Annotated in this window: 24 protein-coding genes and 1 tRNA gene; 8 read left to right on the top strand and 17 right to left on the bottom strand. The window is 58.9% G+C overall.

What is annotated here, in order from left to right:
• Window positions 1–89: 89 nt before the first annotated feature.
• The 3 genes from gyrB to dnaA form a co-directional block, all read right to left on the bottom strand.
• A complete protein-coding gene (gene gyrB / locus CAPSK01_RS17555) occupies window positions 90–2,558 on the bottom strand; it encodes a DNA topoisomerase (ATP-hydrolyzing) subunit B (RefSeq protein ID WP_034929768.1) in 2,469 nt (822 codons plus the stop codon).
• 61 nt (window positions 2,559–2,619) lie between these two features.
• Window positions 2,620–3,750 (bottom strand): DNA polymerase III subunit beta, encoded by a 1,131-nt coding sequence (dnaN, locus tag CAPSK01_RS17560; RefSeq protein WP_034929770.1) that lies wholly within the window; start codon window positions 3,748–3,750, stop codon window positions 2,620–2,622.
• 211 nt (window positions 3,751–3,961) lie between these two features.
• Window positions 3,962–5,338 (bottom strand): chromosomal replication initiator protein DnaA, encoded by a 1,377-nt coding sequence (dnaA, locus tag CAPSK01_RS17565; protein WP_034929772.1) that lies wholly within the window; start codon window positions 5,336–5,338, stop codon window positions 3,962–3,964.
• 310 nt (window positions 5,339–5,648) lie between these two features.
• On the opposite strand from dnaA, the gene rpmH reads away from it, so the two are divergent.
• From rpmH to mnmE, 5 genes are all read left to right on the top strand, one after another.
• Window positions 5,649–5,783 (top strand): 50S ribosomal protein L34, encoded by a 135-nt coding sequence (gene rpmH / locus CAPSK01_RS23830; RefSeq protein WP_169070315.1) that lies wholly within the window; start codon window positions 5,649–5,651, stop codon window positions 5,781–5,783.
• A 65-nt stretch (window positions 5,784–5,848) separates the two neighbouring features.
• Window positions 5,849–6,178 carry a ribonuclease P protein component gene (rnpA, locus tag CAPSK01_RS17570; protein WP_273703992.1) on the top strand — a complete coding sequence of 110 codons (330 nt, stop codon included), beginning with the start codon at window positions 5,849–5,851 and terminating at the stop codon, window positions 6,176–6,178.
• 4 nt (window positions 6,179–6,182) lie between these two features.
• Window positions 6,183–6,392, top strand: a complete 210-nt coding sequence (gene yidD / locus CAPSK01_RS23835; protein ID WP_273703993.1) for a membrane protein insertion efficiency factor YidD — start codon at window positions 6,183–6,185, stop codon at window positions 6,390–6,392.
• A gap of 26 nt (window positions 6,393–6,418) precedes the next feature.
• Window positions 6,419–8,104: a membrane protein insertase YidC gene (gene yidC, locus CAPSK01_RS17575; protein ID WP_034929774.1), complete on the top strand. Its 1,686-nt coding sequence runs from the start codon at window positions 6,419–6,421 to the stop codon at window positions 8,102–8,104.
• Window positions 8,070–9,440, top strand: coding sequence for a tRNA uridine-5-carboxymethylaminomethyl(34) synthesis GTPase MnmE (gene mnmE, locus CAPSK01_RS17580; protein WP_273703994.1), 1,371 nt, complete (start codon window positions 8,070–8,072; stop codon window positions 9,438–9,440). The genes yidC and mnmE overlap by 35 nt, the downstream gene beginning before the upstream one ends.
• A gap of 205 nt (window positions 9,441–9,645) precedes the next feature.
• On the opposite strand, the gene dsbD is transcribed toward mnmE, so the two are convergent.
• The 4 genes from dsbD to CAPSK01_RS17600 form a co-directional block, all read right to left on the bottom strand.
• Entirely contained in the window at window positions 9,646–11,424 is a 1,779-nt protein-coding gene (gene dsbD, locus CAPSK01_RS17585; RefSeq protein WP_034929777.1) for a protein-disulfide reductase DsbD, read from the bottom strand.
• A 19-nt stretch (window positions 11,425–11,443) separates the two neighbouring features.
• A complete protein-coding gene (gene cutA / locus CAPSK01_RS17590; protein ID WP_034929939.1) occupies window positions 11,444–11,776 on the bottom strand; it encodes a divalent-cation tolerance protein CutA in 333 nt (110 codons plus the stop codon).
• A gap of 162 nt (window positions 11,777–11,938) precedes the next feature.
• Window positions 11,939–12,313 (bottom strand): Hsp20/alpha crystallin family protein, encoded by a 375-nt coding sequence (locus tag CAPSK01_RS17595; RefSeq protein ID WP_034929779.1) that lies wholly within the window; start codon window positions 12,311–12,313, stop codon window positions 11,939–11,941.
• Window positions 12,314–12,325: 12 nt separating this feature from the next.
• Window positions 12,326–12,760: an Hsp20/alpha crystallin family protein gene (locus CAPSK01_RS17600; protein ID WP_273703995.1), complete on the bottom strand. Its 435-nt coding sequence runs from the start codon at window positions 12,758–12,760 to the stop codon at window positions 12,326–12,328.
• Window positions 12,761–12,929: 169 nt separating this feature from the next.
• Here CAPSK01_RS17600 and CAPSK01_RS17605 point away from each other — a divergent pair, with 169 nt between their 5' ends.
• Together CAPSK01_RS17605 and CAPSK01_RS17610 are read left to right on the top strand one after the other, a co-directional pair.
• Window positions 12,930–13,883, top strand: a complete 954-nt coding sequence (locus CAPSK01_RS17605) for a DnaJ C-terminal domain-containing protein (protein ID WP_034929782.1) — start codon at window positions 12,930–12,932, stop codon at window positions 13,881–13,883.
• 3 nt (window positions 13,884–13,886) lie between these two features.
• Window positions 13,887–14,189 carry a chaperone modulator CbpM gene (locus CAPSK01_RS17610; protein WP_034929785.1) on the top strand — a complete coding sequence of 101 codons (303 nt, stop codon included), beginning with the start codon at window positions 13,887–13,889 and terminating at the stop codon, window positions 14,187–14,189.
• A 78-nt stretch (window positions 14,190–14,267) separates the two neighbouring features.
• Here CAPSK01_RS17610 and CAPSK01_RS17615 read toward each other — a convergent pair whose 3' ends face one another.
• Together CAPSK01_RS17615 and CAPSK01_RS17620 are read right to left on the bottom strand one after the other, a co-directional pair.
• A complete protein-coding gene (locus CAPSK01_RS17615; RefSeq protein ID WP_034929787.1) occupies window positions 14,268–14,897 on the bottom strand; it encodes an indolepyruvate oxidoreductase subunit beta in 630 nt (209 codons plus the stop codon).
• Window positions 14,890–16,800: a thiamine pyrophosphate-dependent enzyme gene (locus tag CAPSK01_RS17620; RefSeq protein ID WP_273703996.1), complete on the bottom strand. Its 1,911-nt coding sequence runs from the start codon at window positions 16,798–16,800 to the stop codon at window positions 14,890–14,892. Before CAPSK01_RS17620 ends, CAPSK01_RS17615 begins: the two co-directional genes overlap by 8 nt.
• A gap of 327 nt (window positions 16,801–17,127) precedes the next feature.
• Between CAPSK01_RS17620 and CAPSK01_RS17625 the strand changes: the two genes are divergently transcribed.
• A tRNA-Val gene (locus tag CAPSK01_RS17625) sits at window positions 17,128–17,202 on the top strand.
• 56 nt (window positions 17,203–17,258) lie between these two features.
• On the opposite strand, the gene CAPSK01_RS17630 is transcribed toward CAPSK01_RS17625, so the two are convergent.
• The 8 genes from CAPSK01_RS17630 to CAPSK01_RS17665 form a co-directional block, all read right to left on the bottom strand.
• Window positions 17,259–18,677, bottom strand: coding sequence for a metallophosphoesterase (locus CAPSK01_RS17630; RefSeq protein WP_273703997.1), 1,419 nt, complete (start codon window positions 18,675–18,677; stop codon window positions 17,259–17,261).
• A gap of 41 nt (window positions 18,678–18,718) precedes the next feature.
• Window positions 18,719–19,333, bottom strand: coding sequence for a hypothetical protein (locus CAPSK01_RS17635; RefSeq protein ID WP_034929790.1), 615 nt, complete (start codon window positions 19,331–19,333; stop codon window positions 18,719–18,721).
• A gap of 70 nt (window positions 19,334–19,403) precedes the next feature.
• Window positions 19,404–20,666, bottom strand: a complete 1,263-nt coding sequence (locus CAPSK01_RS17640) for an inorganic phosphate transporter (RefSeq protein ID WP_034929792.1) — start codon at window positions 20,664–20,666, stop codon at window positions 19,404–19,406.
• A gap of 100 nt (window positions 20,667–20,766) precedes the next feature.
• Window positions 20,767–21,447, bottom strand: a complete 681-nt coding sequence (locus CAPSK01_RS17645) for a TIGR00153 family protein (protein ID WP_034929795.1) — start codon at window positions 21,445–21,447, stop codon at window positions 20,767–20,769.
• A gap of 280 nt (window positions 21,448–21,727) precedes the next feature.
• Window positions 21,728–22,363 (bottom strand): DUF47 family protein, encoded by a 636-nt coding sequence (locus tag CAPSK01_RS17650; protein WP_034929798.1) that lies wholly within the window; start codon window positions 22,361–22,363, stop codon window positions 21,728–21,730.
• An 83-nt stretch (window positions 22,364–22,446) separates the two neighbouring features.
• Window positions 22,447–23,460: an inorganic phosphate transporter gene (locus CAPSK01_RS17655; protein WP_034929801.1), complete on the bottom strand. Its 1,014-nt coding sequence runs from the start codon at window positions 23,458–23,460 to the stop codon at window positions 22,447–22,449.
• Between the two features lie 13 nt (window positions 23,461–23,473).
• Window positions 23,474–24,112, bottom strand: coding sequence for a DUF47 family protein (locus CAPSK01_RS17660; protein WP_273703998.1), 639 nt, complete (start codon window positions 24,110–24,112; stop codon window positions 23,474–23,476).
• A 161-nt stretch (window positions 24,113–24,273) separates the two neighbouring features.
• On the bottom strand, window positions 24,274–24,722 hold a 449-nt coding region (locus tag CAPSK01_RS17665; RefSeq protein WP_273703999.1), incomplete at its 5' end, for a hypothetical protein.

Below are 24,722 nucleotides of genomic sequence, written 5' to 3' on the forward strand. Positions count from 1 at the left end.
GGGGAGGGGAGATTCGTGAGTCGCATACGCGACTTTCACATTAACGGTCATAAAAATTCCAGGCTCGCCGACCATGATGCACAATGAATTCAAACGTCGATGTTACGTGCGGCCAACGCGTTCGTTTCAATGAAGCTGCGGCGCGGCTCCACCAGTTCGCCCATCAGCGTACTGAAGATCTCATCGGCACCGATCGCATCTTCGATCTGGACCTTGAGTAGACGGCGTACTTTCGGATCCATCGTCGTTTCCCAGAGCTGCGCAGGATTCATTTCACCGAGCCCCTTGTAACGCTGCTTGGTCACGCTACGCTCGACCTCACTGAGCAACCACTGCATCGTTTCAGCAAAACTGCTGACCATTTTCTTCTTTTCACCGCGAGCCACAAAACCGCCTGCAGCAAAAAGGCCGGCGAGTATCTCGGCGGTTTTGCGAAGTTGCGCATAGTCACCACTGACCAGCAAATCTTCGTCAATCACGCCGAGCTTGAGATTGCCATGCAGGATTTTCTCGAGACGTAACTGCCAACGTTCACGAGCGGTATCGTAACGCGCCACGATGTTGATCCCCAAGCTGTTGCCGACCGCTTCCATCAGGGCCTGGGCACTGGCGGTGGCAGATCGCTCATCGGCCAGTTCGATCTTGAGATTGCTGTCGATCAGCGCATGCAGCACTTCCGGGTTGATCAGATGCGAGAGGCGGTTGATGACCGCTTCGGCCAGCAGATATTCTCTTGCCAGGATTTCCAGCGCCGCCCCGGAAATTTCCGGCGCGCCTGCCTGCGGCGTCAATACCGAACCTTCGAGGGCCAGGGTCAGAAGAAACTGTTTCAGAGCCTGATCGTCCTTGATGTAACGCTCGGTCTTGCCGTGCTTGACCTTGTATAGCGGCGGCTGTGCGATATAAACGTGACCGCCCTCGACCAGTTCACGCATCTGCCGGTAAAAGAACGTGAGCAGCAGCGTACGAATGTGCGCGCCGTCCACGTCGGCATCGGTCATGATAATCAGCCGGTGGTAACGCAACTTCTCGGGTTTGTATTCATCCTTGCCGATACCCGTTCCCAGGGCCGTAATCAGGGTCACAATTTCCTGCGAGGAAATCAGTTTGTCGAAACGTGCCTTTTCGACATTCAGGATTTTTCCCTTGAGCGGTAGAATCGCCTGGAACTTTCGGTCCCGGCCCTGTTTTGCGGAGCCTCCGGCGGAATCGCCTTCGACCAGGTAAAGCTCGCAAAGCGCCGGGTCTTTCTCCTGGCAATCCGCAAGCTTGCCCGGCAAACCGACGCCATCGAGCAAACCCTTGCGACGTGTCATTTCCCTGGCCCGGCGAGCAGCGTCACGGGCACGAGCCGCTTCCACAATCTTGCCGGTAATGACTTTGGCATCAACCGGCCTCTCCTGCAGAAACTCGGCAAGTCTCGCGGTGACGACCTCTTCAACCGCTGGACGCGCTTCCGAAGAAACGAGCTTCATCTTCGTCTGCGAAGCAAACTTCGGGTCAGGCATTTTCACCGACAGAACGCAGGCCAGCCCCTCACGCATGTCATCACCGCTGATGTCGACCTTCGCCTTCTTGGCGATCTCGTGCTCTTCAATGTAACGGTTGATGACCCGCGTCATGGCAGCGCGCAAACCGGTCAAATGGGCGCCGCCATCGGCCTGTGGAATATTGTTGGTAAAGCAGAGGACCTGCTCCGCGTAGCTGTCGTTCCACTGCATCGCGACTTCGACGCTGATCAGGCCATTGATACTGAGCGAATCGCCATTGGCATGAAAGATGTTCGGGTGCAGGACCGATTTCGTTCGATTGATGTACTCTACGAAACCCCTGACGCCGCCCAGAAATGCAAAATTCTCTTCCTTGCCGGTGCGCTGGTCGTGCAGGCGAATCTTCACGCCATTATTCAGAAACGAAAGCTCGCGCAGGCGTTTGGCAATGATTTCGTAATGAAACTCGACCTCGCCGAAAATCTCCTCATCCGCCATGAAGTGCAGTTCAGTGCCGCGCTTCTCGGTATTTCCGAGCACCTTGAGTGGCGATACCTCGACCCCCTTCTGGACTTCGACCAAACGATCGACGACAGTTCCTCGGTTGAACTCCACGAAGTGCTTCCGGTGATCACGCCAAATGGTCAGACGGAGCCATCGCGAAAGTGCATTGACACAGGAAACGCCCACCCCATGCAAACCGCCGGACACCTTGTACGAATTCTGGTTGAACTTGCCGCCAGCGTGCAGCACGCACATCACGATTTCGGCGGCAGATCGTTTCGGCTCATGCTTGTCATCGAACTTGATGCCGGTTGGAATACCGCGACCGTTGTCGCTGACCGATATCGAATTATCGGCGTGAATGGTGATCACGATATCGTCACAATGACCTGCCAGTGCTTCGTCGATGGCGTTGTCGACGACTTCAAACACCATGTGGTGCAAACCGGTCCCATCGGAAGTATCACCGATATACATCCCGGGACGCTTGCGAACCGCCTCGAGGCCTTCGAGCTGCTGAATGCTCGATTCATCGTAGGCAAACTGCTCGTTCTCTTGAATCATGCTGAATCCAGTATCCATTTCCTGTTAAGCTGCAGTGGCTGCGGGCGCGCTCAGACCACACTCAGATCCGCATTGGCATGACAACGTACTTAAAGTGCTCGTTGCCGGGGATGGTCAACAAGGCACTTGAATTGGCGTCGTTGAATCCCCATTCGATGGTTTCGTCAGAGGTGTTGTTCAAGACATCAAGAAGGTAGGAAACGTTGAAACCGACATCGAGCGGCTCACCGCTGTAATCGACCTCGATCTCTTCCTGCGCCTCTTCCTGCTCGGCATTGGCGGCCATGATCTTCAAACCACCCTCCGACAGGATGAGCCGCACACCGCGAAATTTTTCGTTGGTCAGAATGGCCGCCCTGATCATCGACTGCAACAGCATCGTGCGATTCACCGTCACCACGTTGCGCAGGGTCGACGGGATGACCCGCTGATAATCCGGGAATTTGCCATCGATCAGCTTGGAGACCAGATTGACCGGACCAAACTGGAAACGTATCTGATTCGACAGTATTTCGATCGAGACGGGCTCGTCGGAGTCGGCCAGCAGACGACTGAGTTCGATCACCGTCTTGCGCGGCAGGATCAGTTCGTGCCGCGCATCAGTCTTATCGGAGGAGGCATCCACCGTATCTTCGAGAGGCATGCTCGCGTAGGCAAGTCGATGGCCATCGGTCGCCACCGCCCGTAACTCACGGGCATCCACAAGCAGCAGAAGTCCGTTCAGATAATAGCGCACGTCCTGGGTAGCCATCGAATACTGGGTCTGCGACAGCAAGTGACGGAACTGCTTCTGACTCACGGTAATCTTCTTGCTCTCCCCTTCCGCAATCGCCATGCAAGGAAAGTCTTCCGCAGGCAGCGTCTGCAGGTTGAAGCGACTCTTGCCCGCCCTGACCTGCATTCGTCGGTCCTCGAGAAGAAGGCTGACTTCCAGACTTTCCGGCAAGGATCGCAGAATCTCCTGCAGCTTTCTCGCAGCAACGGTGACTGCGCCATCGCCATCGCCGCTGGGATCGGAAGTAAACGTGGTGATCTGTATTTCGATGTCCGTCGCCAGAAGTGTCAGCACCCCTCCCCTTTTTTCGAGCAGTACGTTTGAAAGAATCGGCAGTGTGTGACGCCTTTCCACAATTCCTGAAACTGCCTGCAGGGGTCCCAGCAGGATGTCTCGCCGTGTTTTAGTAAAGAGCATATATATAAATCCTATAAAGACTAAGGTCCGGACAAGTCTGTTGAAGCATTCTTATTTTGTATGTAATTCAATATATTGGCTACTAATTAACGGCTGTAGAAAGACGGTATGAGCTTGTGGATGCAAGCGGATAACTTATCCACAGGCCCATTCTGGGCACTTTGTCCACCAGTTGTCAGCCACTTGCCCACGGACTTTTCCTACTGGTCCATCAGCCTTTCAGCACCTGCAGGAGAACGTGCACATCATGGTTGAGCTCATTGTCCTTGGTGCGCAGCTCATCGATGGTGCGTACGGCATGCAGAACGGTCGTGTGATCACGACCACCGAAAGCATCACCGATTGACGGATAGCTCTGCGACGTCAGGTTCTTGGCCAGCCACATGGCAATCTGACGTGGTCGAACGATTACCCGCGTTCTCTTTTTTGAGAAGAGGTCGGCTACTTTCATCTTGAAATACTCTGCTACGGTCTTCTGGATGCTGTCGACGGTGATCTGTCGATTGACCGAACCAATCACATCCTTGAGAGCCTCCTTGGCCAGATCCAGAGTAATCCCCTGCCCGTGAAACGCGGAGTAAGCGAGCACCTTCTTGAGCGCACCTTCAAGTTCCCGAACGTTGGAGCGCAAGTGTTTGGCGACATAGAAAGCCACCTCGTCATCCAACTTCACGCCTTCGACTTCCGCCTTCTTCTTCAGAATTGCTACCCGCATTTCTGTTTCCGGGGGCTCTATCTGGACCGTTAGCCCCCAGTCGAAGCGGGTAATCAGCCGATCCTCAAGTCCCGATATATTCTTCGGATAGGTATCCGAACTGATCACAATCTGCTTCTTTGACTCACTCAAGGCATTGAAAACATAAAAAAATTCTTCCTGCGTCCGGTTCTTGCCATTGAAGAAATGCACATCGTCGAGAAGCAGAACGTCCAATGAACGATAGTAGCGTTTGAAGACGTCGAAAGACTTCTGCTGGTAGGCGCGAACAACATCCGAATAGTAATCTTCGGCATGGACATAACGCACCACCTTTTCCGGGTCAAGCTCCACGATCCGGTTGCCGATCGCGTGGATGAGGTGTGTCTTGCCCAGACCTGCTCCGCCATAGATGAACAGTGGGTTATAAGTGGCTTCCCCAGGACTGATGGCGACTTGCTGGGCAGCCGCCCGTGCGAGGTCGTTGGCTTTGCCAACGACCAGGTTGCCAAAGGTAAAGGTAGCGATCAAGCGAGTTTTTTCATAGCCTGATCTATCCTTATCGACCGGCGAGGAGGTTTTCTTGGCTGTTGTGGTGACTGCCGGCGTGGCCTTGCCTGTTGGCATTGCATTGTCACTGGAATTTGCTGCTGTACGTTCTCCAAGGCTCAGGGTGATGTTCACTGGTGTGGCAAAGTATTCACTTGCCAGTGCTTCGATGCGCGCCAGATAACGCTCCTTGACCCACTTCAGAATGAAACCGTTCGGCGCCAGTAGGCGCAGGCCACGGGCATCATCACCTTCAAGACGAAGAGGGCGGATCCAGGTATTGAATTGCTGGGAAGGCAGTTCCTGTTCGAACTGGCTCAGACAGGAAGACCAGAAGCTACTCATTGAGGAGGCTCATGAAGCGTAATCCTGTAGTGGTCCGGCAGCATCGATAGCTCCCGATGATTGGTGTCTTTTTAGAATCAATAAGATGGATGCATTCTCTGCCGGCAGGACAGTCATGGTTCGCCTGGCCAGTGGGACCTGCTGTTGCTCGGCCCAACCACCAAAGACCTTGTCCAGCTCGCTGAAGGCTAAATTCTAACCGGTTGGACCGAAGTTATCCACAGCTCAAGAAAAAATATGGCCTTGACAAGGCTCTATCGAAAGCTGTCTAATCACATGTTTTTCTTGCTTTGACTTCAAAGGTTTAACCATGAAACGTACCTATCAACCGTCGGTCGTTCGCCGCAAGCGTACACACGGCTTCCTCGTTCGAATGTCTACCCGTGGTGGTCGTGCCGTCATCAAGGCTCGTCGCGCCAAAGGTCGCCACCGCCTGGCAGTTTGAGCGGCGGGCCATCTATCGCCGGTGCCCCTGCAGTATCAGCTACCGCTTTTCCGAAGCAATATCGTTTGATCAAAACGGATGAGTATTCATCCGTTTTTGGTTTCAGAAGGGCGCTGAAGAGCCGGCATTTCCTGCTACATTACCGCCCGCGTAGCGCCGAAGAAGTGCCCGGAGCGCGACTTGGCCTGGTCGTCGCCAAGCGCTTCCTGCGACGCTCGGTCGATCGAAACCTTGTTCGACGATTGGCCAGAGAGCAGTTTCGCCTGATGCGTTCCCGGCTTCGCTCAAGCGATTTTGTGCTTCGCTTGGCGGTCAGACCTTCAATGCTTGACCGGAAAGCCCTGGCGCAGGAAATCCAGGGCTTGTTGAGCAAAGCCACTGCATCCCGACAATGATCCGATGAAACAAATGCTGCTTACGCTGATAAGTTTCTACCGATACGCGGTCAGTCCAATGCTGGGCCGCCGTTGCCGTTTTTTCCCGAGTTGTTCCGCGTACGCAGCCGAAGCTGTGGAAAAATATGGCGCCATCAAAGGCGCGCGCCTCGCCCTGCACCGACTGTTCCGCTGCCATCCATGGAATCCGGGTGGTTTTGACCCTGTACCCTGAATAATAATCGAATCGTATAGGCTTTCATGGATAACCGCCGCCTGCTGCTGCTCATCGTCTTCTCATTTTCTCTGGTCATGCTCTGGGATGCTTGGCAGAAATACAGCCAGCCCAAGGCAGCATCTCCCGCCGCCAGCAGTTTGGCCGAGGCACCCGCGCCAAAGCCTTCTGTAAACCTGCATGCACCGCTGCCCGCACCACCCCCTGCAACGACCGCGGCGGCAAGTGCTGACAAGTCCGAGACAGTCACGGTCAGAACCGACCTGTTTGTCGCCGAGGTCGCCAAGCAAGGCGGCGATCTCGTTCGCCTCGAATTCAACGCCTACAAGGACAGCAATAACAAAGCCAAGAACTTCGCCCTCTTCGAGGCCAGACACCAGTACCTTGCCCAGAGTGGTCTGATCGGCGAGGGCCTGCCAAACCACAAAACGCTCTTCTCGGTCACCTCCGGAAACCGGGAATTGGCCGGTGATGCGAGGACCGTTGAACTGCGCCTCGAAGCACCGGTCAGCAACGGCGTCAAGGTGACAAAAATCTACACTTTCACACGGGACAGTTATCTGATCGACGTTACCCATGAGATTGCAAATGGTGGCGAGAAGGAAGTCGCCGCGCACGTGTATTACCAGTTGCAGCGTGATATCAACCCTCCCGAAGGCGAGAGTTCGATGGTGTCCACTTTCACCGGTCCGGCGGTCTATACGGATCAGGAAAAATTCCAGAAAGTCGATTTTGCCGACATTGAAAAGGGCAAGGCCAGGTTCGCCAGCAAGGCCGACAATGGCTGGATTGCGATGGTTCAGCACTATTTTGTCGCCGCCTGGATTCCTGAAGCAGGGCTGCCGCGCGAGTTCTACATGCGCAAACTCGAAAGCAGTACCCAGCCGGTGGTGTCGGCAGGTGTCATCGTACCGGCACCCGTCGCGGCGCCGGGTTCTAAGGTGGCGATCTCGGTACCGATTTATGCCGGCCCGCAGATTCAGGTCATTCTCGAGCAACTGGCCAAGCCCAAGGCCGAAGGCGGCATGGGTGCGCAAGGTTTGCCGCTGGTGGTCGACTACGGTTGGTTGACGGTCATTGCCGCACCCATCTTCTGGTGTCTGGAAGCCATCAACAAGATGGTTGGCAATTGGGGCTGGTCGATTGTTCTGCTCACCATTGCCATCAAGCTGCTGTTTTTTCCGCTCTCGGCAGCCAGTTACAAGTCAATGGCCAAAATGCGAACCGTCACGCCCCGCCTGGTGGCTCTCAAGGAGCGTTACGGGGATGACCGCCAGAAGCTCAACCAGGAGATGATGGCACTCTACAAGCGTGAAAAAATCAACCCGCTGGGAGGATGTCTGCCGATCGCGGTGCAGATTCCCGTGTTCATCGCGCTGTACTGGGCCTTGCTTGGTGCCGTCGAAATTCGTGATGCGCCCTGGATTCTTTGGATCAGTGACTTGTCGGCTGCCGACCCCTACTATGTGCTGCCAGTGATCATGGTAGTCACGATGCTGGTCCAGACCAAGCTCAATCCCACTCCGCCCGATCCTATCCAGGCCAAAGTGATGATGATGATGCCGTTCATTTTTGGTGCGATGTTCTTTTTCTTCCCGGCAGGTCTGGTGCTCTATTGGGTGGTCAACAATCTCCTGTCGATTGCCCAGCAATGGCAGATCACAAGGATGATCGAAAGTGGCGGAAAAGCCGCCAACGACAGCAAGATCTGAGCCGGGCAAGGCGCCGATAGCCGCCATCGCGACTGCTGCTGGTCGCGGTGGTATCGGTATCATCCGCGTCTCGGGCGCAGGCCTCATCGATTTCGCCGGGGCATTGAGCGGCAAACGACCAGCCGCTCGGTTTGCCACCCTCAGCGACTTCAAGGCTGATGATGGCAGCATCATCGATAGCGGGCTGCTCCTGTATTTCCCTGCGCCGCATTCGTTTACCGGCGAGGACGTCCTCGAAGTGCACGCGCATGGTGGCCCGGTAGTCATGCAGATGCTGCTCATGCGCTGCCTCGAACTCGGCGCTCGCCTGGCCGAACCCGGCGAATTCACCCGCCTTGCTTACCTCAACGGCAAACTCGATCTGGCACAAGCCGAGGCGGTCATCGACCTGATCGACGCCGCGACAAGCAGCGCTGCCCGCAGCGCCGTACGCTCCTTGCAGGGTGAGTTCTCGAAGGAAGTGAATTACCTCCTTGGGCAGTTGATCGAACTGCGTGCGCTGGTCGAAGCCACCCTTGATTTCCCTGACGAGGAGCTTGACTTTCTCGAAGCAACCGATGCCTTTGGGCGCCTTGAGCGCTTGCAGCAGCACCTGACCAAGGTCTTCGACCGAGCACAACAGGGCCGCCTGTTGCAGGGGGGATTGCATGTCGTGCTTGCTGGTCAGCCAAATGTCGGCAAGTCCAGCCTCCTCAATCGCCTCGCCGGCGACGAGCTGGCGATCGTCACCCCACTTCCCGGAACCACCCGTGACCTGGTCCGCAGCACGTTGCAGGTTGAAGGCATTCCGTTGCACGTGATCGACACAGCGGGCCTGCGGGAAACCGAAGACCAGATCGAGAAGATCGGCATTGAACGCAGCTGGCGCGAGATCGAGCGCGCCGATGTCGTCGTCCTGTTAGTTGACGCCCGCACCGGTGTCAGCGAAGCTGAACAAGCGATTGTCGCTCAACTCCCTCCCCACCTTGCCCGGCTGACCGTGTACAACAAGATCGATTTGACGTCGCGCGCGGCCGCACGTCATCAAGAAGCCGACGCCGTGGCGATTGCACTGTGTGCCAAAACCGGCGAGGGCGTCGAGCTGTTACGTCAGGAATTGTTGCGCATCGTCGGCTGGCATCCTGCCGAAGATGTCTTCATCGCCCGCGAACGCCATCTGCATGCGCTCACCGAAACTCGCCGCCATATTGAATTGGCATATCAGCAGCTGCCACGGCTGGAACTTTTCGCCGAAGAACTCAGGCTGGCGCAGTTGACGCTAAGCACGATTACCGGCGAGTTCAGTGCTGATGATCTGCTTGGAGAGATATTTGGGCGATTCTGTATTGGAAAGTAGCGAGGCTTCCGGCGTAATCCGAAGCCTTCCACAAAACACCCCGTAACCCTGCGTAACTGCGGGCTTTTTGTTCCGCTGCCGGGCTGCATGTTCTGTACAAATCCGCATCAAATGTGCCCATGTGATCAGGGGCCCTTAATGTGAAAGTCGCGTCAGCGATTCACGAAGCAGGGGAAGGAGGGGGTGTCTGGAAAAGTCATGGCCCTTAGCCCAAACGTGACAGCAGGCTGAGAAATTCCTCGGCGTTCTGGAATCCGACGACGCGCACGTCTTCGATCTCCCGGCCATTCCGGTCGAAAAAGATCAGTCCAGGCGGACCGTAGAGCTTGAAGCGTTGCAGTAGTGCCTGGTCGGCCTCGGAGTTGGCCGTCACATCGACCTGCAGCAAGGTCCAGCCCGCGAGTTTGGCCTGAACGCGCGCATCGGCAAAGGTGAAACGTTCCATCTCCTTGCAAGATACGCACCAGTCGGCATAGAAGTCGAGCAGCACCGGTTTGCCTGCCGCCGCAATACGGGTTTCGAGTTCGGCCAGTGAGCGCACGCGCGTGAATGCCAATGGCCTGGTTTCGCCACTTGCCGAGTTGCTGCGCAATACAGACAATGGCTGCAGCGGGTCGCGCGAGCCGGCCAAGATGCCGAGCAGCATCGCCGCACCGAACAGCAGCATGACGATGCCCATGCCTTTCCAGAAACGCTGCCAGCCTTTGGCGTGCGGTGGCAGTGGATCGAGCGCGTGCAGGTAGACCGCCGGAACGATCAGCAGCAGGGCCCAGGCCAGCATCTGCACGACCACCGGAAGCACCGGCGAAACGAGCCAGACTGCGGTGGCCAGCAGAATCACGCCAAAGGTTTTCTTGATCGCTTCCATCCACGCGCCGGACTTCGGCAGCAGCGTACCTGCCGACATGCCGACGACGAGCAGCGGCATGCCCATGCCGAGACCCATCGCGAACAGCGCCGCGCCGCCGAGCGCGGCGTCACCGGTCTGGCCGATATACAGCAGGGCGCCAGCCAGCGGTGCGGCAACGCAGGGGCCGACGATGATTGCCGACAGCGCGCCCATCGCTGCGACGCCGGGCAGCGAGCCGCTACGCAGGTGTCTGGCTTCTTCCGAGACCTTGCTTTGCAAAACGCTGGGCAGTTGGATCTCGTAGAAACCGAACATCGACAGCGACAGCAGCACGAAGATCGCGGCAAAGCCGCCCAGCACCCAGGGGGTCTGCAGCGCCGCCGCCAGCAGTGTGCCGGTCAGCCCGGCAGCGGCCCCGGCGGCCGCGTAGCTGACCGCCATGCCGATAACGTAGGCCAGCGAGAGCAGGAAAGCACGCATGTGCGACACGCCATGCCCGTCGCGACCGGAGCCGACGATGATCCCTGAAAGAATCGGAATCATCGGGAAGACGCAGGGGGTCAGCGACAGCAGCAGCCCAAAGCCGAAAAAGCTGCCTAACAGCACCCAGAAGCCGGCGTGCTTGAACAACTGCGCGATGCGTCCCGACTCGTCGGTGGTCGGGCCCTGGCCCGGGGGGGGTGCCGGCGCAGTTGCCTGATCGGGCAGTTGCAGGCTGAGCTGCTGCTGTTGCGGCGGATAGCAGATGCCGGCATCGGCACAGCCCTGCGAAGTCACCTTGAGGATCAGCGGCAGCGGCCCCGAACGGTTGCGCTCGACCGGCAGGCGAATGACCGCCTGATCGTAATACACCTCGACCTTGCCGAAGGTCTCGTCGTGCTTCTCCTTGCCCGGCGGCAGAATCGCGGTGCCGAGTTGCACTGTCGATGGCTCGGCAATGAAACGGAACTTGTCGCGGTAGAGGTAGTAGTTCTTGGCAATTTCGAAGCGCACTTCGATGTTTTGTCCGTCGATCGCGCGTGCGCTGGGCTGGAAGGCGACAGCCGGGTCGAGAAACTCGTCGGCGACGGCCAGCGTGCTCAACAGAAAGGCGAGCACGAAGAAGAACGGTGAGAAGAGCAGCCTGCGGGTCATGGCGGGAGTCTTGCAGAGGTCAGTCGGGGCCGCGCGTTTCGCTGTCTACCCAGGCGAGGTACGCCGGCAGCCCCTGCACCACTGGCAGCGCGATCACTTCCGGCAGCGTGTAGGGGTGGTGGCTGCGAATTGCGGTTTCGAGTGCGGGGTAGCGTTCGCTACTGGTTTTGATCAGCAGCGGCACTTCGTCGGCCGCCTCGATTGCTCCCTGCCAGCGATAGACTGACCGGCACGGCGCCAGAATATTCACGCAGGCCGCCAGCCGCGCCTCGACGAGAGCGCTTGCCAACGCTTCGGCAGCAGGTCGGTCGGGCAGGTTGGTCAGGACGAGCAGAGTGGTCACGGAGCGAATTCTACTCCTATCAGGCCACCGGCACGTTCGGCGTTGCGCCTGTCGGGTCGAAGAAAAAACGGGTCGGGTTGCGCTGCGTTTAACCCGACCCGGGAGTCTTGGGCGGTCTGGAAGACGTGGGTTTCGTTGGCCGCGGTCACTCATGCGGGTGAGTGATGATCCTTATGCCACCCTGATCTCCACTTTGCGCGGCTGTGCGTGCTCTGCTTTGGGGATCGAGAGCTTCAGCACGCCATTCTTGAACTCGGCGCTGACCTTGTTAGGGTCAAGTTCCTTGGAGAGGGTGAACACCCGCCGGTAGCGAGACAGGCTGACTTCGGCGTGGCTGGCTTCGATGCCGCCGGGCATTTCCAGGTCGATCCCGCCTTCAATCGTCAGGGTATCGGCTTCCACCTGCAGATGGAGCTTGTCCTTGGGCACTCCAGGCAGATCGGCATACAGGGTGATTCCCGAAGCGTCCTCGATGACGTCGACCGGTGGGAGCAGGGTCCCTTCATCGTTGGGGTTCGGTTTCGTGACTTGGCTGTTGTCGGACATCTTTGATTCTCCTTATTGAATGGTGATCCGGCGTGGTAGCGCAGACTGCTTGCGGGCGACGCTGATGCGCAGCACACCGTCGGTGTACTTCGCGTCGACGAGGTTGGGATCGATGTCGTCGGGTAGCGTCACCACGCGCCGGAATCGGCCCTCGAAACGCTCGTCGATATGCACCGTGGCGTCTGTACCGGGAGCCTGCCGCTGGCGCTCGCCGGCAATGATGAGCATGCCTTTCTCGATCTGAACGTCGAGACTGGACGCGTCGATGCCGGGTGCGAAGGCATAGATTTCAACGGATTGCGGTGTACCCCCGACGTTCATCGCCGGAAAACCGCCGCGGGCGATGCCGCGAATGCTTGGAGAAAGACGAAAACCCTGCTGCATCTCACGCTGCAGCCGATCCAGTTCCGCAAACACGTCGCGGGGAAACAGAGAGCGATAGATCATGTTGAATCCTCCATATAATGAATGGGCGAGAGCGCCACGACTGGCACTGCAATGCACAATTGGGGGCGGTTCGACAGACTTCAATATCGATGTACCGTTTCCCGGTTCGCCGCGTTTCGGCAGGATGGGTCGTTGTTGTACGATCACCCTTATCGATTGAGGATCATGTATGGAATTCAAGGACTACTACCAGATTCTCGGGGTTCCTCGCAACGCCACCGCGGAGGAGATCAAGAAGGCCTTCCGAAAACTGGCGCGCAAGTATCACCCGGACGTTTCCAAGGAAGTGAATGCCGAAGCACGCATGCAGGAGCTCAACGAGGCAAATGCGGTGCTCTCGGATCCGGAAAAACGTGCCGCCTACGATCAGTTGGGACGTGGCTACCAGTCGGGCCAGGAGTTTCAGCCGCCACCCGATTGGGATGCCGGCTTCGAGTTTTCGGGACAGGGGTTTTCGCCTGGCGAAGCGGGAGATTTCTCCGATTTCTTCGCCGAACTGTTCGGCCGTACGCGCGCTGCACATGGTTTCAATACTGGCCAGCGTGGGCACTTCCAGGCACGCGGCGAGGATCATCACGCCAAGGTGCTGCTCGATCTCGAAGATGCCTTTTCCGGAGCGACCCGACAGATTTCGCTGCGTGCGCCGCGAATCGACGCACAAGGCCGCGTCGTGCTGGAAAACCGCATGCTGAACGTCAAAATCCCGCAAGGCGTGCACGCCGGTCAGGTGATTCGCCTGGCCGGCCAGGGCGCACCGGGGATCGGTAGCGCACCGGCCGGGGATCTGATGCTGGAAGTGCGCTTCAGGCCGCACCCGCGTTTTCGCGTACAGGGTCGTGACCTGCATTTGACGCTGCCAGTGGCGCCCTGGGAGGCCGCCCTGGGCGCGGTGATAACCGTAGATCTGCCGCAGGGCAGCGTCAAGGTACGCATTCCTGAAGGCGCGCAAAGCGGCCAGCAATTACGGGTGCGTGGCAAGGGCATTCCGGGCGCACAAGCGGGTGACCTGCTCCTCGACATCCAGGTGGTGCTGCCCCCCGCCGGTACGGCCAGGGCGCGCACACTCTACGAAACCATGGCACGGGAACTCGCCTTCGATCCGCGCCAGCAAGGAAGGGACTGAGCCATGCGAGACGAGGAAATCCTGATCGGTAGCCTGATGGACAGTAGCTGGCTGACACTCGAACAACTGGCGGCGGCATGCACCGTCGAACCTGGCTGGCTGCTGCGCCACATCGAGGACGGGCTGTTTCCGCACGCCGAGAGCGTCGCCGGCGTATGGTGTTTTTCCAGCCACAGTCTGCTGCGCGCGCGGCGCATGCGGCAACTCGAACGCGACTTCGATGCTGTTCCCGAACTGGCTGCGCTGATGGCGGACCTCCTTGAGGAACTGGACGAGCTGCGCGCCCGCCTCGGTGTTGCTCGGTGATTTTGCCGGTCATTGTCCACTGGCTGCTGGCCGCCCTCATGGCTGCGCCGGAGTCGTGTTTGCTGCGGACCTGGTTGATCAGGCGGCCTCGGCTTTCGCCGCCGCTTCCGCGGCTGCGCGACCAGCGGCGAAAGCGCGCTGGTTGAGTTCGACGAGTGCCGCTTTCTTGTGCGCAAAACGCTTGAGGATGCAGCCCTCGAGGACCTCGGCCGGAAAGGGCAGATGGTCCGAGATGGCGCCGAGCATGACCGTATTGCCCAGCCGGATGTCGCCGAGTTCCTGGGCAATCCGTGAGGCGTCGAAGGAGAAGACCTGTGTCCCAGCGGCGCGCATTGCCGCCACCGGGTCATCCGGGTAGTCGTAGAGACCAAGTTCGACGATCGGTGGTACCAGACGGCCGGTGTTCATCAGCACCAGACCCTCGGGACGCAGCATGTGACGCCAGCGCATCGCTTCGGCAGCTTCGAAACCCAGCAAGACGTTGGCAGTGCCGGGCGTGATCTGCGGCGACAACACCTTCGCACCAAAGCGCAGGTGCGACGAGACCACACCGCCGCGCTGCGCCATGCCGGCGACTTCGGTTTTCTTGACATCATGGCCGAGCGCGATCGCCGCTTCGGCAAGGATCTCGGTGGCGGTCATCACCCCTTGGCCGCCGGTACCGACGACGAGAATGTTGGTGGTGTCGAAGCGGCCCGTTTCAGACATCTTGGGGGGTCCTCGCCAGCTCGGTGCCCTTCCTGATGACTTTGATCGGCGTCGCCAGGGTCTCGACATGCACGATCGCGTCGGGTGCACAGGGCTTGAGGCATAGGCCGCAGCCGGTACAGGCAGCACTTTCAATGCGCACGAAAGCGAGATCGACTTCGCGCCCGCTGGCCTTCCGGACCCGGTCGCGGCGCGTGACATGGATCGCCGGGCAACCGACATCGACACAGTTGCCGCAACCGGTGCACTTGTCCTCGATCACTTGGTATGGCCTGAGTGCGTGGTAGTCCTTGATCAGTACACAGGGCTGGTTGGTGATGATCACCGAGGGCTCGGGAATTTTCGTCTCTGCACGCAGGAGCCGCAGCAGCACCGGCAATTGGTAGGCGTCAACCACATGCACACGTTCCGCCCGCACTCCGAGGGCCTTGACCAGCGTGGTGAAATCGACGCGCGGAGCTTCCTGGCCATGGATGTCGCGGCCGCTGCCGGGATTGTCCTGCCCGCCGGTCATACCGATGGCGCGGTTGTCGAGTAACAGGACGGTGACGTTGCCACGGTTGTAGACGATGTCCAGCAGGCCCTGCATGCCCATGTGCAGGAAGGTTGAATCGCCGATCACGGCCACGATCTTCTGGTCCTTCTCGACGTCGCTGCGCCCTTTGTCGAGGCCCAGCGCCATACCCATCGAGGCGCCCATCGAGAGGCATACATCGAGTGCGTTCCATGGTTGGCCAAAGCCGAGCGTGTAGCAGCCGATGTCGCCAGAAATGGTGACATTGCGCAACTGCGAAAGCGTGTAGTAGACGCCCAGGTGCGGGCATGCGACGCACATCGTCGGCGGCCGAGGAAAGACCCTCATCGGCACCGCCTGTGCCTGTTCGGAGAGCGGCTCGCCAAGTAGGCGGGCGACTGCCGGCTTGAGTACCTGCGGCGACAGTTCGCCGATGAGCGGCAGAATATCCTTGCCGCTGACCGTCATTCCCTGCGCCTTGAGTTCGGTCTCGATCAAGGGCTCGACCTCTTCGACGACCAGCAGTCGTTCGCACTCACCGGCGAAGCGGCGCAGACGGTCAAAAGGCAGCGGGAAGGTCAAGCCGAGTTTGTAAACCGGCGCATCGGGGAAGCTCTCGCGCACATGCATGTAGGCCGGACCGGAGGTGATGAAGCCGATGCGGCGATCACTGCCCGATTCAATGACGTTGAGCGCGGAGCTCTCGGCCTCGACGCGCAGCCGGCGTTCGCGTTCGAACATCAGCGGCAGGCGCCGACTGGCACCGCTCGGCACCATCACCCAGCGGTTGACGTCCTTGGTGAACCCGGCAACCGCACGTTCGCTGCGCTCACCGACGTTGACCAGTCCCTTGACGTGACAGATGCGGGTCGTCAGACGCAGGATTACGGGGACCTCGAAGCGCTCCGAGAGTTCGAAGGCAGCCAGCGTGTAGTCATGCGCTTCCTGCGAGTCGGCCGGTTCGAGCAGAGGGAGATGCGCAAAACGGCCCCAGTAGCGCGAATCCTGCTCGTTCTGTGACGACGAAAGTCCGACGTCATCGGCGATTGCGATCACCAGACCGGCGGCGACACCGGTCAGCGTCATCGTCATCAGGGCGTCGGAAGCGACGTTCATGCCGACATGCTTCATCGCGCAGAAGCTGCGCGAACCCGCCATCGTGGCGCCGAAGGCCACTTCGAGAGAAACTTTCTCGTTGACCGACCATTCGGTATAGATATCCGGATACGTCGCCACATATTCGAGCATCTCGGTCGCGGGGGTTCCCGGATAGGCTGCAGCCACCCGTACTCCGGCCTCCCACACGGCCCGTGCCACCGCTTCGTTGCCCGACATCAGTAGTCGCCTGACTGCCTGGGGTGGGGGGGGTATTGCTGCTGCGATGCTCATTGCTTCTTTCTCCTTGCACAGAAAACATTCCCGGGAACAGCCTAAACCTTAGCAGTTCAAGGGGCTGTTCGGGGTGACCTAGATCAATTATTACTATGCGCATCGCGATTCCGGGCGCTCTGCAGAGCGCCGCGAGGGGTACGAAATCTCTTTCGATCGGATTGACCGGGCTACCGACTTGTGATGTAATCCGGCTTCCTGTCGATCCGGTAGCCGCTAGCGGAATCTTATCGTCTTGAGTCGTGTGGCAACAGTTGACTCCTGCTGCATCCGGAGTTGTCATGATCTCGCGATGAAGTCATCGCAGCCAGTTGAGACCTTGATCTTGGGCGATTAACTCAGTGGTAGAGTGCCACCTTCACACGGTGGAAGTCAGTGGTTCGAACCCACTATCGCCCACCAGAAAAACCAGAAGCGCGGCTGCATGCAGTGCCCGGATGACGGCCGACCTTCGCGGCTCAGTCCGGTGCTGAGTCGAGCGCGTTGATGATCGGCGTCAATGCGTCGACCGGGTAGCGCAGGGGAACCATGGTGTCGCCGATGCGGGTGAAGACGCCGACCTGATCGGGACTGGCGCTGAACAGCACATGGTGGTTGGCAATTCCATCGACGTCGAGCCACAGGGTGTCCTCACGGTCGATCGGTGTATGGCCAACGATCAAGGGAGTCTCCGGGTTCACTCGCAGGCATTGGCGAAAGCGTTTGACATCACGTCGGTGATAGCCCTGTGGCCGGTTCGGCCGCTGCAGGCGGTTGTTGATCAACTCGATGACCAGCTTCGGATAACGGTAGATTTGCACCAGCATCTCGATGCTGACCTTGCTCGTTGGCGGCGCCGCATGGCAAGCGACGAAATCCTCGGAAGCAACCACGTAAGGCAACAACCGGTAGAACTCTTCCATGGCTTTCAGGTAGGCCGTACCGCGTCGCTCGCCGAGTTCCCTGGCCCACAGCAAGCCCTGTGGAATGCCGTCCTTGGACATGTCTTCGGAAAATGAATCATGGTTGCCGCGAAGATAGAACACCTGTTCCGGAAAGTGCAGCTTGAGCCGGAAAATGAGATCCATCATCAGCATCGAACTCTCCATTTCCCGCAACTGCCCGTCGATTTCGGAATGTACCGCATCGCCGATAATCACCAGTACGGCCGTGCCTTGCTCGAGCGCATCGAGAAAAGTGTTCTGGCTCAGGATTGTCAACAGGTTGTCGATCTGGGCATGCATGTCAGCGACGATAATCGGCGTAAGTTTCGACGGCAGGAGCAGCAATCCACCAGGCAAGCCCCGTTCATCGATCGGACGGTAAATCTCTTTTTGCAGTAGTCGATTGACGTTGTCGATGAGTTGCATCGCCTCATCCCTGGGCAACGGCGCGATCGGACCACCGAAGATCTCGCGCAGTCGCCGCCAGAGTCTCTCGCGAAGCCAGCCGTCTTCTGCAGGTACTGGGCCGATCCTCGTGCCGGCGTCACTCAAATTACGAAAAACCAGTGCGTCGCGGCCATGGATCACGACCAGGTGCTGCTCATCAACGGCCGCCGGGTAATCGAACAACGCTTTCTGGAGCGTGTCCGCCGAACCCAGGGACAACCAACTCTTCGGAGTCAGGCGCAGAAAACCGCTGATCCGGCGACGATGAGCGCTGGGATCGACGATGATGAAGCTGCCCAGCCTGACCGGCTCGCCATGCTGGTCGAGCCGCGTTTCCGGGTAAAGATGCAGGCGTTTGTCGTTGAGCCCAAGCGAGATCTCGATCGGCAGACCATCAAGAGGAACCCGCACTTTGCTGCTGCCGAGTCGGTAAGAGTCGCCCAGCCGGAGGTCATGCCCCCAGCCGAAGCCCAGTCTGGCGACAACCCCCTTTAGCCACGCCAACAAGCTCGACAGCCTGAGCGAGTGCCGCCGGGTAGCCCTTCTCTTCACGGCTGCGAATTCGGATCGAAAAAACGACTCGGGTGGCCATCCGCGCCTTCACGAAGATACACCTTGAAACCCTGGTGGTGCAGAAATTCGGCAACGCTGCGGAAGACGGTGAGCTGAGCAGTACAGATCTCGAGACTGAGTTGGGCATCGACCGGATGGGTGCTGTGGCGAGCCCGCTCGACCCGACGCGCAAACACCAGGTCGGGAGGTGGCAACATGAACTCAAACACATAGCGCCGATACCAGTCGACCGAAAAGAAATAGCGCTTGCGAGGCGGCAAGATGATGCGATCGAAATCCACAGGTGGCAACGGGTCGCGATCGAGGAACTCGGCATCGAAAACTGACACCGCGTTGAGCAGACCCTGAAAAGGTAGTCCCAGATGAATCTCGCGCGGCCGCACCGACAAAATTTCCGAACGCCACCAATGTTTGCGGCCCAGATCGAGATAGCCCTCCTCTGACCAACCGCCAAGACGCACGATCAGGGTGCTTTTACCGGCACCAGGTGGGCCAGTCACGAGCAGCTGGCCAAGGCGGATGTCATCCGGGAAATCGATCCCCTTGAAGTGCTGCAGCGGTTTGATGGGCAGAGTGGGCAATTCCGGCATGGCTGCAGTTTCAATCGATCAGCGAACGGTGCACGGCAGGAGGGATCTGGCGGGAAGATTCGCCCTCATGTTAGGCAAGGACGGCGTTCAGGAGATGGAAGATGATGGCCCCCAGGAGTGCTCCGACCGGAACGGTGATGAACCAGGAGACAACGATGCCGCCGACCACCCGCAGGTTCAGGGCGCCGATACCGCGGGCAATGCCGACACCCATCACCGCACCCACCGCGATGTGCATGGTGGACACCGGCAAGCCCAGGCCGGAAGCAGCTACCGTCACGAAAGCGGTTGCAACCGTGGCGCAATAGGCCCGGGTTGGCGTCAACTCGGTGATCTTGTGGCCCAGGGTGGCCATCACCTTGTGGCCGTAGGTCGCCAGACCGGCCACGATGCCGAAGCTGCCGATCAACAACATGAAGGGCGTGATTGGCGAGCTGGCAGATACCTCCCGGGTCACGAGGATCTGAATCGCCGCCGCCATCGGGCCAATCCCATTGGCCACTTCATTCGAACCATGCGCATAGGCCATCGCAGCGCCGGTGAACACCATTTGCGGAATGAATAGCCTCTCGACGCTGGCGTGTTGGACGGCCCTGTCGACATGATCAGCAAGTTTGATGCGGTTCATCATCAGCCGGGCGGCAAGGGCCAGGATGACGCCGATCACAACCGCAAGGATCTGACCCGAGAGTACGCCGAAATGGATGTCCAGGTGCTTGAGGCCCTGGCTGATGGTGACCAGAGAAACCATCCAGCCGACCAGGAAGACATACATCGGACCCCATTTGCGCGCTCGGGCGATCGGGTTGACCGTGTTGAAAATGAGCTTGCGGATGCTCATGGTCAGCAGCAGGGCGACTGCGCCACCGAGGACTGGCGAGATGAACCAGCTGGCGACGATTTCGCCCATCATCTCCCAATGCACCGCATGCACGCCAAGGGCCGCAACGCCCACACCGCATACCGCACCGACGATCGCATGCGTCGCCGCCACCGGCCAGCCGCGCATGCTGGCGATCATCAGCCAGATTCCTGCCGCCAGTAGCGCCCCGATCATGCCGGACACCAGCAGATGCGGCACTGGCTCGAAGAGTTTACCGTCGATGATGCCTATCGAAATCGTGTCGGCCACCTCTCCGCCAGCCAGAGAAGCTCCGCAGAATTCCATGATCCCCGCCAGGATAACCGCCTGCCTGACGGTAAGCGCACCCGAGCCAACCGAAGTGCCCATGGCACTGGCAACGCCGTTGGCGCCAATTCCCCAGGTCATGTAAAGGCCGCCGGCGAGGGCCAGGACATAAAGCAAGGTTTGATGCTGATCGATGATTTCCATACTACCGCCTTTGCTGGCGGACCCCCATGCGAACGGAGCAACTGGAATCCGGATGGTTGAAGCCGAAAACGGGCCGATCCTCTTTCCGAACGCGTGCTCGTCAGCGGGCGATCAGGAGATGCAGCCGATCGCCGACCTTTTCTGCGTAATCAGCCAGATTGCCCACCCACTGGATCAACTGGTACCAGAATATCACTGACACTGGCTTGAGCCGGTCCTCCTCCGCGAACAAGACACGCGCCAGCGCCATTCCCATCAGATCCGTATCGGATTCCATATTTCCCAGTTCGACCAGCATCTCATCCACCCGGCTGGTTTCGCGACCACGGAAACCTGTTTCATGCAGCTCATCCAGCTTCTCGATGATTGCGTGCGCCTGCCGGCAGGTATCGATGCAACGGATCACGAGTCGCATCAGCGGTTCGGCCATGCTTGGGAGCATCTCCATCCGACGTTCCACCAGCAACCCGGCGATGTCCTGGGCGGTGTTGGCGATGGCATCCTGCGCCGCGAGAAGTGCCAGCAGATCCTGCCGGCCGGTTGCCTGGAGCATGTTTCTCGGCAAATGCTCACAGATCTCGTTCCTCATTGCGTCAGCCTCACGCTCCTTGACGAAGATGTGGTTCTTGCATTCTTCAAGCTGTTCCTGATCGTCGTCAAACAGGGCCTGGAATAGTGGTTGAACTTCTTCGACGCATTCGATCACGATGCGCATGTGTTGCGGCAGCGGTTTGAAAGGCGACTTGCCAAACAATGCGGCCATCGGGTTGCTAGGTAACATGGGCGTTCTCCGCGGAGGCAGGTGAACCAATCCAGAATCAAGGTCACGCCGAGCGGGCCGGGATAGGGGTGACTGCTGTTACAGGCAACCCCTCTGCGCCAGCCTCCGTCGCTACTGCGCGAGCGAATTGTAGTCTGAAGTGCAGTCTGAAGTCCGGTTCACGGGAGATGGCAGCGCTGTGACGGACGGGACGACGAGAAGCCACCCGATTTTCGGAACTTGCCAAACGAAACGCCCCGTTGCCGGGGCGTTGTACGTAGCGAGCAAGCGTATCTAGCGCTCAGGCATTCTGGAGCAGGATCTCTTCGACCATCTGGGCCGACGCCTTGCAACTGCGAAGCACCTTCTCCTGAAGCGAATAGAACTCCCGTAAGGCCAGCGCCCGCAGGGCCGCTTGTTCATCGCCCTCGTTCTGGAACAAGGTCTTGATCGCCCGTTGCATGACCAGGTCAGACTTCTCCTCGATACGTTCGATCTCGATGCAGAGGTTGACGGTTTCCTCGCTACGCTCACTCTTCTTCAGGGCGGCAATCGCACGCGTCAGGCGTGAGCAGGCATCCACGGCCATCGACGCCAGTTCGCGTGACTCGGCATTGGCCGCGCCGATGTGGTAGATGTTGACCGCCTGCGCGACATCCTGCACCGCATTCATGATCCGGTCGATATCCAGCGTCAGTTCGTAGACCTGGTCACGGTTGAGCGGGGTGACGAAGGACTTGTGCAGCATCAGCAGCAGGTCCGCCTTGATCTGGTCGGCGCTGGCCTCGTTCATGTTGACTTCCTGGATCAGCGCAGTAACCTCCGTTGCGCTGACGCCGAGGTCGTTGATCAGGCGCAGCAGCGAATTCGCACCGGCCAGAACCCGCTCGCTGTGTGCCTCGAGGAGCTCAAAAAACTGAGTTCGCTTGGGTAACATATATAACTCCCTTGATAATCATCTGTTGTTCTGCGACGCCCCGTCGCCGGGGCGCTCGTTCCATGCAAGCCACCCGCCCTGGGCTACAGGAACTTGGTCCCGATGTACCAGAAGATTGCGGCGATCAGGCCCGAAGCCGGAATCGTCAGCACCCAGGCGACAAGAAGGTTGGCCGTGATCGCCCAACGCACCGCCTTGACGTCGGTCGCCGCACCGACACCAATGATCGCGCCGGTGATGGTATGCGTCGTCGACACCGGAATGCCGCCGAGCGTTGCCAGCCCGAGCGTGATCGCACCGCCCATTGAGGCGCATGAACCGCTGACCGCATTGAGCTTGGTGATCTTGGTGCCCATCGTCTTGACGATTCGCCAGCCACCCAGATAGGTTCCCCAGGCAATCGCGAAGTAGCACGAGTAGATCACCCAGGTCGGCAGCGTCGCCACGTCCTTGGTTGCCACCCCGGCAGTGATCATCAGCAGCCAGATGATGCCGATCGTTTTCTGTGCGTCGTTACCGCCGTGGCCCAGGCTGTATGCGGCAGCGGCGATCAATTGTCCGCTCTTGAAGTATTTCCCGGCCTGATACGGTGACTTGTTGCGGAAGATCCACGACACCAGCACCATCAGCAAGCCGCCGATGATCACCCCGACCAGCGGCGAAATGATGATGAAGGCGAGGATCTTGCCGAAACCCTCCCAGACGATCGGCGCGCCCGAACCGGCCTTGGCAACCGTTGCACCGACCAAGCCACCGACCAGTGCGTGCGATGACGAGGATGGAATGCCGTAGTACCAGGTGATGATGTTCCAGGCAAGTGCCCCGATCAGCGCCCCGAAGATCACATAATAGTCGACGAAACTCGGGTCGACGGTGCCCTTGCCGATCGTCGCCGCCACCTTGAGCTGGAATACCCACAGTGCGGCGAAGTTGAAGAATGCGGCGAACAGCACCGCCTGTTTCGGTGTCAGGGCACCGGTCGCAACGATCGTCGAGATCGAGTTCGCACCGTCATGAAACCCGTTCATGAAGTCGAACGCCAGCGCCACTGCAATCAGCAGCGCCAGCGTCCAGATGCTCATATTTAGGCCTTCCATTTTGCGCTACCTCTCAGGAGTTCTCGATCAGGATCTCTTCGATCATTTTGGCCGCGTCCTGGCAGCAATCGAGGACGGATTCCTGCAGCGAGTAGAACTCCCGCATCTTCATCGTCTGCCAGACGTTGGCCCCCTCCTGGAACAGCGCGGTGATCGCCTTTTGCTGCACCTTGTCGGCCTTGGTTTCGATTTCCTCGATTTCCTTGCACAGGTTCAGTGTTTCCTCGCCGCGCGCCTTGTCGCCCAGCGCCGCGACTGCACGGTTGAGGCGCATGCAGGCATCGGCGCTCAAGGAAGCCATTTCGCGGGCTTCGACCGTCGACTGCTTGATGCCGTACATGTCAATGGCGTTGGCCACCGATTGCAGGACATTGAGCGTCATGTCGAGATCGCTGATCAGCGAATGGATCTGGTCCCGATTGATCGGCGTGGTGAAGGACTGGTGCAGACGAGCGATCACCTTGGCCTTGATCTCATCGGCACTTTTTTCGTTGAGATTGACCTCCGCGACCAGCGCTGCAGCGTTGCCACTGCCATCGCCCAGTCCATTGATCAGACGCAGGGTTGCATTGGCCCCGGCAGCGACCTTTTCGGAATGCGCCGCGAGAAGTTCAAAAAATTCCCGGCGTTGCGGCATCAGACTACTAAACATACGACCTCCCTTGGTTATCTGCTCGTTCGAGCAGCGCACAGTCAAAACATGCCGACGATGGTCGGCACCACTTCATTTATCCATAAATTCACTCGGGCAATGGCCTACCGGCGCGCAGGTCCGCCACTGCGGGGGAAAGATGCTGCCTCGCTTGATCAGTTCTAGTTCTTCTTCTTGCCTTTTTCGGGAACGCTTACCGCGGCGAGCAAAGCTTTCATCTGCTCGACCTTCTGCTCGGCAAACAGGCGCACTGCGGCGCGCAGGATGTCGGACTTGCTCGCTGCCCAACCCGCGGCCTTCGACAACTCGGTGCGCACGGCCTCGATGGCCGCCTCCTCGCTCTTGAGCAATTCCACCGTGTAGCGGACGAGTTTGTCGCCCTTTTCCTTGGCCGCCTTTTCGATCTTTTCCAGCGCTTCCTCCAGCCCGGCGGTCTTCTTGCCTGTCTCGGCGGCGGCTTCGACCTTGGCCTGCGGCTGCGGCTTGGCCGCGGCGGCTTTCTTGCTGCCCGGCTTGGCCTTTGCAGCCACAGCGATTCCTTTTTCCGATCTGGTTTTTACCGGCGCCGCCTTTTTCGCGGCCTTGCCGGGAGCTTCCACAACGGCTGCCA

This window comes from Candidatus Accumulibacter vicinus, assembly GCF_000584955.1.
Taxonomy (GTDB): domain Bacteria; phylum Pseudomonadota; class Gammaproteobacteria; order Burkholderiales; family Rhodocyclaceae; genus Accumulibacter; species Accumulibacter vicinus.